The sequence below is a fragment of the Kocuria sp. HMSC066H03 genome (genome assembly GCF_001812045.1).
GTDB classification, from domain to species: Bacteria; Actinomycetota; Actinomycetes; order Actinomycetales; family Micrococcaceae; genus Kocuria; species Kocuria rhizophila.
Genome location: NZ_KV807506.1, coordinates 397,998 through 410,883, shown reverse-complemented (window position 1 = coordinate 410,883; position 12,886 = coordinate 397,998). Strand labels below are relative to the sequence as shown.

The window sequence follows — 12,886 nt, the reverse complement described above, 5'->3', positions numbered from 1 at the left end:
CGGACTCAGCGGCGGGAGCGCGTGAACGCGGAGACGCCGGTGATGGCCCGGCCCACGATCAGCGCCTGGACGGAGTCCGTGCCCTCGTAGGTGGAGACCACCTCCATGTCCGTGAGGTGGCGGCCGATGTGGTTCTCCAGCAGCAGCCCGTTGCCGCCCAGCATGTCCCGGGCGGTGCGGCACATGTCCAGGGCCTTGCGGGACGTGGTCATCTTCACCAGGGAGGCCATGGCGTCCGTGAGCTGGTCGCTCTCCTGCAGCTGGGCCATGCGGGTGCACATCAGCTGCAGGGAGGTCAGGTCCGAGAGCATGGTGGCCAGGCGCTCCTGCACCAGCTGGTAGTTGGCGATCGGCATGCCGAACTGCTCGCGCTCCAGGGCGTAGTTCGCCGCGATCTCGAACGCCGCCATGCCGTGGCCCACGGCCTCCCAGGACGCACCGCCGCGGGTGGCCTTGAGGACCTTGTTGACGTCCTTGAAGCTGTGGCAGTTCTCCAGCCGGTTCTCGTCCGCGATCCGCAGGTCCTCGATCACGATGTCCGCCTGGTTGATGGCGCGCTTGCCGATCTTGCCGGCAATGACCTCGGGGCGGTAGCCCTGCGGGTACTGACCGTCCTCCTGCTTCTCCACCACGAAGCACTTGACCTGCCCGTCCGCCTCGTCCCGGGCGTAGAGCACGATGACGTCCGCGGCGTGGCCGTTGCCGATCCAGCGCTTGTGCCCGTTGAGCACCCAGTGGTCCCCGTCCCGGCGAGCGGAGGTCTCCAGGGACACGGAGTCCGAGCCGTGGGCGGGCTCGGTAAGGGCGAACGCCCCGGTCTTCTCGATCCTCGCCATGGTGGGCAGCCACCGCTGGCGCTGCTCCTCGTTGCCGAGCATGTAGATGCTGCCCATGCACAGGTTGGAGTGCACGCCGAAGAACGTGTTCACGGAGCCGTCGATCCGGCCCATCTCCCGGGCCACCAGCCCGGCCGCCTGGCGGGAGAGCCCCGGGCAGCCGTAGCCCTCAATGAACGTGCCCACGATGCCCAGGTCCGCGAGGCCCTTGAACACGGGCAGGGGGTGCTCCCCGGCCTCCCACGCCTCGTTGATGGTGGGCAGCACGTGCTCCCGGCCGTAGGCCCGCACGCGGTCACGCAGGGCGGTCTCCTCGGCGGAGAGCTCCTGGTCCAGGAGGAAGAAGTCGGGGTTCTCGAGCAGTTCGCTCATCACGGGTCCTTTCGGTGGCCGGGAGGCGGTGGGTCGCCTCGCTGCGGCGCGGGATTCTGGTGCGGGGAGGGACTACGCGCGGTCCGGGGCGGCGTCCGGGGAGCCGGCGGCGTCGTCGTGCGCGGCCGTGGGCACTGCACCGGCGGCCGCGCGGTCTGGTGCGGGGGCGTCGTCGTGGGCCGTGCGGCGGGAGCGGAGCCAGTCCATGACCTCCGTGCCGTCCGCGCCGAGGGCGGGCGGGGCCTTGTCGTAGCGCACCGGGGTGCGGCTGAAGGTCACGGGGTTCTTGATCAGGGGTACGGCCTCCTCGCCCTCGCCCACCTCGACCACGGGCTCCAGGCCCAGGGAAGCGGCGTACTCCACGCCCTCGGGGATGCTGAGGATGGGGGCGCACGGGAGGCCCTCGGCCTGCAGCCGGGAGGCCCATGCCTCGGCGGTGTCCGAGGAGAGCGCCTCGTTGAGCAGCGGGCGCAGCTCGTCCCGGTGGTTGTTGCGCTTCTCCACGGTGTCGAAGCGGGGGTCCTCGCCGAGCTCGGGCAGGCCCAGCACCGTGACGAGGCGCCTGAACTGGGGGTTGTTGCCCACCGTGATGATGAGGTCCTTGTCCGCGGTGGGGAAGGGGCCGTAGGGGAACAGACTGGGGTGGTCGTTGCCCATGCGCTGGGGGTCGTTGCCGCACGCGGCGTAGCCCGTGGTCTGGTTGACCAGGGAGGACAGCGCGGAGGAGAGCAGGTCCAGGTGGATGTGCTGGCCCTTCCCGGAGGCGTCCCGCTCGTGCAGGGCCCCGAGGACCGCCACGGCGGCGTGCAGCCCGGTGAGGACGTCGAACATCGCCACACCCGCGCGCTGCGGAGGGCCGTCCGCGGAGCCGGTCACGGACATGAAGCCCGAGACCCCCTGCACCAGCAGGTCGTAGCCGGGCAGGTGAGCGCCGCCGGCCGTGCCGAAGCCCGTGATGCTCGTGTGGATGAGCCCGGGCCACCGTTCGGCCACGGTCTCGGGGTCCAGGCCGAAGCGGGCCAGCCCGCCGGGCTTGAAGTTCTCGATGAACACGTCCGCGGCGTCGATGATCTCGTACGCGGTCTCCAGGTCTGCGGGCTCGCCCAGGTCCAGCACGATCGAGTGCTTGTTGCGGTTCACGGACAGATAGTAGGTGCCCACCCCGTCCCGGCTGGGAGGTTTGAACCCGCGGGTGTCGTCCCCGGCCGGGCCCTCCACCTTGATCACGGTGGCACCCATGTCCGCGAGCAGCATGGTGCAGTACGGACCCGCCAGCACGCGGGAGAAGTCCGCGACGACGATGCCGCTGAGCGGCCCGGGGGTCGACTCCTGAATGGGGGACATGAACGCTCCACTGTGCCGGGGACTGTGTTTCACCACACACAACCACCGGCATTGGGTTCTGTCCAATACAAGACGAGATGCTCAGTAATGCTCCTGTGGCAACAATCACGTAGGCTCCGGGCATGGAAGTCCACGAGGCCAAGGCGTTCCTGGCCGTTGCCGAGGAACTGCACTTCGGCCGCGCCGCCGCCACCCTGCGCATCGCGCAACCACCCCTGAGCCGGCTCATCAAGAGCATCGAGAAGTCCCTGGGGGCTCAGCTGTTCGAGCGCAGCACCCGGCAGGTCTCCCTGACTCCGGCCGGGCAGGCCCTGCTGGATCCCGCGCGCGAGCTGGTGGCGGCGTCCGAGAACGCGCGCCGCGCCGTCGCCAAGTCCGTCTCCGGGGAGACCGGGCGGGTGCGCCTGGGATTCGCAGGCGCCTCGATCAACCGCAAGGTCGCGGAGCTGGCGCGTCACGTGCGCACCCACCGCCCCGGGGTCCACCTGGAGCTGCACGGCTCGCAGTTCTCCCACACCGCCATGCAGAAAGTCCTGGACGGATCCCTGGACGTGGCCATCGGGCGGTGGGACTTCATCCCCTCGGAGCTGCGCTGCTCCGTGGTCGGGCGCGAAGAAGTCATGGTGGTGCTGCCCAGCAACCACCCGCTGGCCGATTCCGCCCGCGTGGACATGGCCCAGCTGTCCGAGGAGTCCTGGGTGGTGCTGCCCGCGGGTCCGGGGGCCGCGCTGCAGAACCGGCTGACCTCCCTGGCCACCGCGGCGGGCTTCGTGCCCCGCGTGGCGCAGGTGGCCCCGGACTCGTGGACCCTGGTGGTGCTCGTGGCCGCCCAGATCGGCTGCGCCCTGAGCCTGGACAGCGTGCGGGACAACGTGTCCTCGGACGGCGTGGTGTTTCTGCCCCTCGTCCAGCCGCAGCGGCCGCTGGACGTGCAGCTCGTGTGGCGGGCGGCGGACCCCAACCCCGCGCTGCGCGCCGTGGTGCGCCTGGCCCAGAACCTCTACGGGGACCCCCGCGGCCAGGCCGCAGAGGTCCCCGGGAGCTAGCGGGTCCTACTCGTAGTCGTACCAGCCCTTGCCGGTCTTGCGGCCGTAGTCACCGGCCTCGTACTTCTCCTTGATCGACTCCGCGGGCAGGGAGGCGGGGTCACCGGTCTGCTCGTACTCGGCCAGGCGGATCAGGTAGACCACGTCGATGCCCACCATGTCCATGAGCTCGAACGGGCCCATGGGGTGGTTCAGGGCGGTCTTGGCCGCGACGTCGATGTCCTTGTAGTCCGCCACCCCGTCCTCGTAGAGCTTCAGCGCCTCGGAGCGCAGCGCGCCCAGCAGGCGGTTGGCCACGAAGCCCGGGACCTCCTTCTTGAGCTCCACGGGGGCCTTGCCGATCGAGCGGGCCAGCTCCATGGCGGTCTCCACGGTCTCGCGCGAGGTGCCCTGGTGCGGGACCACCTCCACGCACTTCATCACCAGCGCGGGGTTGAAGAAGTGCACGTTGCACACCTTCTCCGGGCGGTTGGTGGCGTCCGCCACGCGCGAGGACACGATGTTCGAGGAGTTCGTGGCCAGGATCGTGTGCTCGGGGCACACCGCGTCCAGCTCCGCGAAGACCTGGCGCTTGATGGTGAGGTCCTCCACCGCGGCCTCGATCACGAAGTCCGCCTGCGCGGCGCACGCGTCCCGGTCCGTGGAGAACGTCAGGCGCTCGAACGCGGCGTCCACGTCCTGCTGGGTGCGGCGGCCCTTGCTGACGTCCCGGTCCATGCGGGAGTGCAGCTGCTCGGAGGCCTTGTCCACGGCTTCCTGCTTGATGTCCACCACGTCCGTGTCGTACCCGGCCAGGGCGCACACCATGGCGATCTGGGAGCCCATGGCCCCGGCGCCGATCACGGTGATGTGCCGGATGTCCTTCAGGGGGTTCTCGCTCACTTGCTCACGTCCTTCTGTGCGTTCTGCGGGGCGTCCTTCTGTGCTGCAGTGCGGAAATCGGGGGCGCGCTTCTCCAGGAACGCCGTGGTTCCCTCGGCCTTCTCGGCGCTGCTGTAGAGCACGGACTGGGCCAGGCGCTCCAGCAGGATCCCGGTCTGGTGGTCCACGTCGAAGCCGTGGCGGATCACGGTCTTGGCCAGCTGGATGGCCAGCGGACCCTTGGCCATGATGGCCTGCGCCGTCTCGCGGGCGGTGTCCAGCAACTCGTCCGGCTCCACCACCTGGGTCACCAGCCCCATGGCCAGGGCGTCCTCGGCCTTCACCCGGCGCCCGGTCAGCACGATCTCGGTGGCGCGGCCCAGTCCCACGAGCTTGGCCAGGCGCTGCGTGCCGCCCGCGGCGGGCATGATGCCCAGCCCGGTCTCGGGCAGTGCAAACTGCGCGTTCGTGGAGGCAATGCGGATGTCGCACGCCAGGGCGAGCTCGTGCCCACCGCCGAACGCGTAGCCGTTCACCGCAGCGATGGTGGGCTTGGGGAACTGCTCCACCTTCTCGTACACGCCCTGCATGGTGGCCTTCAGTCCGTCCTTGGGCGTGCGCACCGCAAGCTCGTTGATGTCCGCGCCCGCCACGAACGCCTTGTCCCCGGCGCCGGTGAAGACCAGCACCTGCACGTCCTCGTTCTCGGCCAGTTCCGCGAGGGTCTCGGTGATGGCCCGCAGCACGGCCGCGTTGATCGCGTTGCGCACCTCCGGCCGGTTCACGGTGACCAGGGCGATCCCGTCCGTGACGTCCACGGTCAGGACGTCGGTGTTCTCTGTGCTCATGGGGCGTTCTCCTTCGGTGTGCTCGTACGGAGCCTTGCGGCCCGCGCTCGTCGTCACCTTCTTTCATACCGCCTGAAGGTGACGCGGGTCGCATTCGCCGGGCATTCATTCCGATCCGGCATCAATCCGTTGCGGTGCGGGCAACGCGCCCGGGGGTTGCGCTCGGCGGTGGGTCACGCACCCTGGGGGACCCGGGTGATCTCCCCGGTCTCGGGGTCGACGACGGCGCGGGGCTTCCTGAGGCGCGCCAGCGCGGCCGCGGCGACCACGAGGGCCAGGCCGATGACCGTGACGAGCACGCCGGGCAGGAACATCATGAATCCGCCCACCGCAAGAACGACCCGCAGGTACACGGGCAGCTGCCGCTCCACGAACGTGAGCCAGCCGCCCATGGCCGCGGCGATCGCGTAGACCGCCACGAGGCTGGAGAGGAAGGCCAGCACGATGTGTACAGGCTGGCCCTGGGCCACCAGTGCGGGGTTGAGCGCGAAGCCGAACGGCACCACGTACTTCACGGCGCCGAGCTTCATCGCGGAGAAGCACGTGGCCATGGGAGAGGCCTTGGAGATGCCCGCCGCCGCGAAGGCCGCGAGCCCCACGGGCGGGGTGATGTAGGAGACCGAGGCCCAGTAGATGACGAACAGGTGCGCGGCGATCGGGTCCACGCCCAGGGCCGTGACGGCCGGGACCATCACGATGGCCAGGAACACGTACGCGGCGGAGATGGTCAGGCCCATGCCCAGGACGAAGCACACCACGGCACCCGCGATGAGGATGAGCACCACGTTGTCGCCCACCAGGGCCACCAGGTCACGGGACAGGGACAGCGCCACGCCCGTGGCGGTGAGCCCGCCGAGGATCAGGCCCACGCCCGCGATGATCCCCACGATCTGCGCCAGCGTCTTGCCCACGTCCACGCCCATGTCCACCCACTGGCGGGGACCGAACGTCACGCTGGGCTTGACCAGGGCGATCAGCAGCAGGATGGCCACCACCCAGTAGGGCACCTGGGCCTCGGAGTCCGTGGTGAACAGCAGCACGGTGAGCACGGCCAGCGCACCCAGGTACGGCCAGCCCATGGCCAGGGCGTGGCGGGCGCGCGGCAGCAGGTTCTTGGGCGTTCCGCGCAGGCCGCGCTGGGCGGCGTAGCCGTCGATCTGCAGGAAGATGCCCAGGTAGTAGAGGATCGCGGGGATGGTGGCCGCCACCAGGATGGTCGTGTACGGCACGCCCACGAAGGAGACCATGAGGAACGCCGCGGTGCCCATGATGGGTGGGGTGATGGAGCCGCCGGAGGACGCAGTGGCCTCCACGGCCCCGGCCACCCGGGCGCTGAACCCGGAGCGCTTCATGGCCGGGATGGTCATGGGCCCCGTGGTCAGCACGTTGGACACCGCCGAGCCGCTCATCATGCCCATGGCTGCAGAGCTGGCCACGGCCACCTTGGCGGAGCCGCCGCGGTAGCGGCCGAACACGGCCATGGACAGCTCGTGGAAGAAGTCCGCGCCGCCGGTGTGCTGCAGCACCACGCCGAAGAGCAGGAAGCCCACCAGGATGGTGCCCGCCGTCTGCAGCGGCAGGCCCAGCACGCTGTCCACGCCCATGGTGTGCACCTGGGCCAGGGTGGGCAGGTCGTAGGAGATGCCCTGCAGGAAGGACAGCGGGATGATCCCCGCGATCAGCGGGTACACGGAGAACAGGAACGCGATCACGAGCACCACCAGACCGGCGGCACGGCGCAGGGTCTCCAGGATCAGGGCCCAGAACACGAAGCTCAGCACGGTGGCCAGGGTGGGGGCCATGTACTGCCAGCCGTACTCCTGGATCTCGATGCCGTGCACCGCGAAGTACGCGCACGTGCCCATCACCGCCAGCAGCAGCAGGACGTCGTACCACGGCACGCCCCGCCGCTGCCGAGCCGCGGACCCGGGGGCGCGCTTGCGAATGGGGGTCACGATGAACACGATCGGCACGAACACCGCGATCAGCAGGTACAGGAACGAGTTGGTGGGGATGGTCACCCCGCCCACGTTCCAGAAGAACACCTGGTTCATGGTCAGCAGCACGCCCACCACGGTCAGCACGATCACCAGGCTGCGCCAGAACGGCGTCAGCCGCGGGCTCGCGTCGTGCAGGGAGACGTCCGAGGGCATGGTGGGCTGGGCGGCGTCGTCGCCCCCGTGCGGGTGCGTGGCGGTGATCTCCGCGCCGGTGCGGGGGTCGATGGCCGGTCCGGGGGCGGTGACGGGGCCAGTGGTGCCAGCGGGACCCGAGGCACTGGCGGTGCCGGCGGCGTCGCCGGACTGGTACGGGGTGCTCATGCGTGGCCTCCGGAGGGTGCGGTGGTGGACGAGGCGCCGGGCAGGGTGCCGGGGGTGTCCGGGAGCTCGGGGAGGTTGGCTTTCTTCCAGTCCACCCACTCCTTGCGCGCGGACTTAGGGTCGTCGCGGTCCTTGTGGTCCTGCCAGAACGCGGGCCAGGCCTCGTGCATGCGGCGCTCGCGCTCCAGCAGGGCGTCCTGGCGGGTCTGCAGGTCCTTGCTCCAACGGCCCTTGCCCTCAAGGAACTCCACCATGGCGTCGTGGAACGGGATCACCAGGGGCGTGAGCTGGATCTGGTCCGCGCCGAAGCGGTGGGCGTCCGGGGTGGTGTCCTTGTAGTCCGGGTAGTAGCGGTCCATGTCCGCGACCAGAGAGGCAACTTCCTCGTGGGGCCGGTCCGCGCGGGCGACCACCGGGATGGTGTACTGCATGTTCACCGCTGTCTCTCCCTTGGCAAGGCCCGCTCCCTTGGAGAACTCGCCGGGCTTGACCATGGGGGCCAGCTCCTTCCACGTGGCGTACTGGGCGGGTGTGCCGCCGCCCAGGTCCAGCCAGCGGATGGGGTACTGGGAGGCCAGCTCGGAGACGTTGGCGCCCACCACGTTCTGGTACAGGGTGTCGATCTGCCCGGTCTTCAGCGCCTCGATCTGGCCGCTGTAGGTCACGTCCACCATCTGGACGTCCTTGCCGGTGAGGCCGCCGAAGTTAAGGATCGCCTCCATCTTGCGGTTGATGGACGTGCTCGCGATCAGCTTGGGGAACTTCCGGCCCTTGAGGTCCGCCACGGTCTCGATGCCGCTGTCCTTGCGCACCAGCACCCCGTAGTTGCCCGGGGGAGTCCACACCAGGCGCAGTGCCTGCGGCCCCCACTGCTCCGAGCAGTACTCGTCGTTGCCCTCGAACGCGTAGTAGTACTCGTCCCCGGTGCGCGAGTACTGCGCCGTCCCGTTGATCAGCGGCGCCAGGCGCCCGATGCCGGTGTCCGAGGTCATCAGCCGGATCTGCCGGCCCGTCTTCTGGGTCAGGGTGTTGGCCACCGCGGCGAGGTCGTTGTACGTGCCCGTGCCCACGCCGTATGTGGACCACACGAGCTGCTGGGTGCCCCCGGCGGCCGTCGAGCCGCCCGAGCACCCGGCCACACCGGCCAGCACGGGCAACGACGCCGCTGCGGCCAGAAGCGCGCGGCGGTTGAGTGTACGGGGCATGGGGCCTCCACTGAGCTGGTCCGACGGATCGACCGGGTCCTGCGTCCCGCCCCAGTGGGCGCGGCCAGGGGAACCGGAGGTTCTCATTCATACAGCCACGAAGTGATCTACGACACTTACTCGCGAGTTTTATGCGTAACGGGTATCAGCGGTGGTTGGGGCGGGCAACGCCGGGCCGGGGTGCGACACGGGTGGGCGCCGTTTCCGGTCCAGATGCCCGGCGGGGCGGGCATGGAGCGTGGGCTCAGGTCGGTCCGTGATCGGAGCGGGTCTCCGGTCAGGCCCCGTCCCGGGCGTCCGCGGGACTCAGCGCGACGCCGCCGGGCCCCCTCCGTGAGCCACGTTGCGCTGGTGCGCCTGCACGTCCGCCAGCAGACGACGCCGCTGGTCTCGGACCTTGCGCTCCTCACGGTTTCGCGCGGCCTCCTGAGCCGCCCGCTTGCGGGCCGCCGTCCCCGGCGCGGGAATCTGGCCGATCACGAGCCCCAGCAGCCCCATCATGAGAGCCCAGGTGCTCTGGTGCCACAGGAACTGCAGGAGCAGCGCAATCACCACGCACAGCAGGGAGATGATCCCGGGCAGAAATTTCTCGATCTGGCTCACGACGACTCCTCGGGTCCTGGCCCCGTTCGTCGCAGGGCGTGGGCTGGTCTTCTTTCACGCTGGCATGATGGAGCGGACAGCACATCAGCCGAATGGCCACTCTTCTCGGCTCTCGGTCAGTAGCCGCCAGCAGCCGCCCAGTGCGCCCGCGCTCGACCTCAACCGGGTTCAGGTCTGCCGTGAAAACCGTCAGCACATGGCCGCCAGGCACCGCGGAAACCCATGCACCACGGGTTCCCCGCGCCCTACCCCGCCTGCCCCCGCAGCCGCTCGTAGAACCCGGCCGCCATGGCCAGGGACACCAGCTCCTCGGTGGGCATGTCCTGCAGGAGCTTCGCGAACTTCTCGGAGAGGTCGTTGTGCCGCCACACGCTGTCCTCCAGCACCACCCGCAGCTCGGGGGAGCGGGCAAAGTCCGCCGGGGTGTTGTTGCGGGCCTGCTGGCGGAGATTCTCGTTCTCCTGGGCAGGGGTGAGCCACAGGTCCACGGACGTCACCTTGTACTCGTCCGAGGCGTCCAGCCCACCGAGGTACTTGTTGACCTTCTCCACCAGCTCGGCCTTGGCGGCCCGCTCGCGTTCCGCCTGCTTGCTCATGCCCACTTCGGTGAGCCCGCGCAGCCCCTCGGCCTGGTCTTCCTGTAATTTCAAGTCTTCTTCGCGCTGCTTCTCCAGGTGGTAGTGCGTGAGCACCACGTCCTCCGCGGTGACCGTCTCGGGGATCTCGGTGTCCAGCCTGGCGTTGAGCTGGCGCCCCAGCAGGTCCGCGAACACGGACAGCTTGATGAACTCCGGGTCCCCGAAGTTGAGGATCTGCGAGAAGAACGCGTAGGACGTCACGTACTGGCCCAGCAGGGAACGGAACTCCTCGAGCGTGTCCCGCTCCGCGGCGTCGTCGCCCGCGCGGTCCCAGCGCTCCATGAAACGCGCGACGGCGGGGTCCAGGCCCGGGAGCAGCGCCGTGTGGCGGCCGTGGACGTGGTTCCACGCCTCCCACACCTGGTCCACCTCCGCGTCCGTGAAGATGGCGGCGGCCTTGAGCTTCTCCAGCTGCTTGATCACCAGGTCCAGGTCCGAGGGGGTCTTGATCTCGGCGTCCTCGTAGTACTCCTGGAACGCAGCGAGGATCTGGTCCGGATCGTTCACGAAGTCCAGCACGTACGTGTTCGTCTTGCCGTCCATGCGGCGGTTGAGCCGGGACAGCGTCTGCACAGCGGCGATGCCGGAGAGCTGCTTGTCCACGTACATGCCAACCAGCAGGGGTTGATCGAAGCCGGTCTGGTACTTGTTCGCGACGATCAGGATGTTCTGGTCGTCCTGGTTGAACACCGCCGCGAGGTCCCGCCCGCGCACGTCCGGGTTCATGGACGCCTCGGTCACCTCGGGGCGCTCGCCGTCCCCGATCACCGCCACGTCCGGGTCCGGCAGTGTGCCGGAGAACGCCACCAGGGTCTTCAGTGGCAGGTTCTCGCGCTCGATGTGGCGCTGGAATGCGCGCTGGTACTGCACCGCGGCCGCACGCGAGCCGGTGACCACCATGGCCTTGCCGCGCCCGTTCAGCGCGGGCTGCACCGTGGTGAGGTAGTGCTTGACGATCACGTCCACCTTGGAGGTCACGTTCGTGGGGTGCAGCTCCACGAACCCGATGTACGCGCGCGTGCCCCGGCGCACGTCCACCTCGCCGCTCTCCGCACTCTCCCCGGACGACGACGCCGCTGCCGCCCCCTCCCTGCCGTTCGCCCCGTTCCTGCCGGGCACATTGGCGGGGTCCGTACCCCGCAGGGCGATCTTGGCCACGCGCTCGTAGGTGGTGTAGTTCTTCAGCACGTCCAGGATGAAGCCCTCCTGGATGGCCTGCTTCATGGAGTAGAGGTCGAACGGCTCCTTCTTGCCCGCCTCGTTGGGGGTGCCGAAGAGCTCGATGGTCTTGGCCTTGGGAGTGGCGGTGAACGCGAAGTAGCTGATCCGGTGGCCATCGTCCGCCTGGGCAGCCATGCGGACCAGGGCGTCCTGGTCGGCGCCCGGTTCCAGGTCCCCGTTCTCGTCCACTGCGGGGGAGTCTGTGCCCGTGGCGGCGGTGGGGTCGTTGAGGTACAGGAGCTCCTTGACCGCGCTGGCCGCATTGCCGGACTGCGAGGAGTGGGCCTCGTCGGCTATCACCGCAAAGCGCTTACCTGCGAACGAGCCGCCCTCCTCCTGGATCTTGGAGAGCGCATAGGGGAACGTCTGCAGGGTCACGCCGATGATGGGCACTCCCGCGGAGAGCGCCTCGATGAGCTGCCCGGTCTTGGAACCCTCCGAGCCCGAGGTGATGGGCTGGAACTGGCCCGTGCTGTTGACCAGCTGGTCCACGGCGTCCTGGAGCTGACGGTCCAGCACCTGGCGGTCCGCGATCACGAAGACGGTGTCGAACACCTTTTCGCCCGCAGAGGTGTGGAGCGTGGCCATGCGGTGGGCGGTCCACGCAATCGAGTCCGTCTTGCCGGAACCGGCGGAGTGCTGGATGAGGTACTTGTGGCCCGGGCCGTCCTCACGGGCGGCGGCGGTGAGCCGGTTGACCGCGCGCCACTGGTGGTAGCGGGGGAAGCGGATCTGCGCGCGGTCGATCTCCGCACCCGTGCGCGGGTCCACCTTCTTCTGGTGGTTCACGTACACGAACTTGGTGAGGATGCTCAGCCACGTGTCCCGCTGCAGGGTCTCCTCCCAGAAGTACGAGGAGCGCGCGCCGTTCGGGTTGGGTGGGTTGCCCGCGCCGTTGTGGTGGCCGCGGTTGAAGGGCAGGAACGACGTCCCCGGGCCCTTCAGCTCGGTGGTCATGTAGACGTCGTGGTCCGTGAGCGCGAAGTGCACGAGCGCGCCCCTGAACGGGGTCAGCAGGGGTTCGCCGGCGGGGGTGCGGTCGTTCTCATACTGTTTGATCGCCGCTTGGAGCGACTGGGTGAAGTCGGTCTTGATCTCCACCGTGGCCACGGGCAGGCCGTTGAGGAAGAACACCAGGTCGATCCGATCCGCCTTGCGGGTGGAGTACACGACCTCCTGGACCACGCGCAGCCGGTTCTGGGCGTAGCGGGCGGCGATCTGGGGGTTGCGGTCATCCGCCGGGGGCATCTGCAGCATCTTGAAGCGGCGGGCACCGGGCACCAGGAAGCCCTTGCGGAGCACGTTCAGCACCCCGCCGCCGTCCCGCTCGGGCTGGGAGAGCTGGCTGGTGAGCCGGTCCAGGATGAGACGCTCGCCCTTGGCCCGAGCGGCATCGTCACCGTGGGGCGGGACGACCTTCGCGAAGTTCTCCGGGGCCGTGTCCTCGAGCCAGCCCAGCACATCCTCGGGGAAGATCGCGCGTTCCTTGTCGTACCCCTCCGAGGTGGGGGAGTGGAGCCACCCGTGCTCCGAGAGGTAGGTGGCGATCTCCTGCTGGAGCTTCTTCTCCTGGTGCTGCTGACTCATGGGC

General features: G+C 69.2%; 9 protein-coding genes. 1 reads left to right on the top strand and 8 read right to left on the bottom strand.

Annotated features, from left to right (window positions below; all coding sequences use genetic code 11):
• Positions 1 to 5: 5 nt before the first annotated feature.
• Together HMPREF2833_RS05285 and HMPREF2833_RS05280 are read right to left on the bottom strand one after the other, a co-directional pair.
• Positions 6 to 1,208 carry an acyl-CoA dehydrogenase family protein gene (locus HMPREF2833_RS05285; protein WP_019311139.1) on the bottom strand — a complete coding sequence of 401 codons (1,203 nt, stop codon included), beginning with the start codon at positions 1,206 to 1,208 and terminating at the stop codon, positions 6 to 8.
• A 72-nt stretch (positions 1,209 to 1,280) separates the two neighbouring features.
• Complete coding sequence (locus tag HMPREF2833_RS05280) at positions 1,281 to 2,552, bottom strand: CaiB/BaiF CoA transferase family protein (RefSeq protein ID WP_070636818.1); 1,272 nt, start codon at positions 2,550 to 2,552, stop codon at positions 1,281 to 1,283.
• A gap of 122 nt (positions 2,553 to 2,674) precedes the next feature.
• Here HMPREF2833_RS05280 and HMPREF2833_RS05275 point away from each other — a divergent pair, with 122 nt between their 5' ends.
• Complete coding sequence (locus HMPREF2833_RS05275) at positions 2,675 to 3,598, top strand: LysR family transcriptional regulator (protein ID WP_070636817.1); 924 nt, start codon at positions 2,675 to 2,677, stop codon at positions 3,596 to 3,598.
• Between the two features lie 6 nt (positions 3,599 to 3,604).
• On the opposite strand, the gene HMPREF2833_RS05270 is transcribed toward HMPREF2833_RS05275, so the two are convergent.
• The 6 genes from HMPREF2833_RS05270 to HMPREF2833_RS05245 all read right to left on the bottom strand — a co-directional run bounded on the left by HMPREF2833_RS05270 (position 3,605) and on the right by HMPREF2833_RS05245 (position 12,882).
• On the bottom strand, positions 3,605 to 4,480 hold the full coding sequence (locus tag HMPREF2833_RS05270; protein ID WP_083310934.1) for a 3-hydroxyacyl-CoA dehydrogenase family protein: 876 nt from the start codon (positions 4,478 to 4,480) through the stop codon (positions 3,605 to 3,607).
• Complete coding sequence (locus HMPREF2833_RS05265; protein ID WP_039100606.1) at positions 4,477 to 5,307, bottom strand: enoyl-CoA hydratase/isomerase family protein; 831 nt, start codon at positions 5,305 to 5,307, stop codon at positions 4,477 to 4,479. The genes HMPREF2833_RS05270 and HMPREF2833_RS05265 overlap by 4 nt, the downstream gene beginning before the upstream one ends.
• Before the next feature lie 173 nt (positions 5,308 to 5,480).
• Positions 5,481 to 7,628 (bottom strand): TRAP transporter permease, encoded by a 2,148-nt coding sequence (locus HMPREF2833_RS05260; RefSeq protein ID WP_039100607.1) that lies wholly within the window; start codon positions 7,626 to 7,628, stop codon positions 5,481 to 5,483.
• Positions 7,625 to 8,833 (bottom strand): TAXI family TRAP transporter solute-binding subunit, encoded by a 1,209-nt coding sequence (locus tag HMPREF2833_RS05255; protein WP_019311145.1) that lies wholly within the window; start codon positions 8,831 to 8,833, stop codon positions 7,625 to 7,627. Before HMPREF2833_RS05255 ends, HMPREF2833_RS05260 begins: the two co-directional genes overlap by 4 nt.
• Before the next feature lie 306 nt (positions 8,834 to 9,139).
• Complete coding sequence (locus HMPREF2833_RS05250) at positions 9,140 to 9,436, bottom strand: hypothetical protein (protein WP_019311146.1); 297 nt, start codon at positions 9,434 to 9,436, stop codon at positions 9,140 to 9,142.
• A gap of 245 nt (positions 9,437 to 9,681) precedes the next feature.
• Positions 9,682 to 12,882: a type I restriction endonuclease subunit R gene (locus HMPREF2833_RS05245; RefSeq protein WP_070636816.1), complete on the bottom strand. Its 3,201-nt coding sequence runs from the start codon at positions 12,880 to 12,882 to the stop codon at positions 9,682 to 9,684.
• Positions 12,883 to 12,886: the final 4 nt, after the last annotated feature.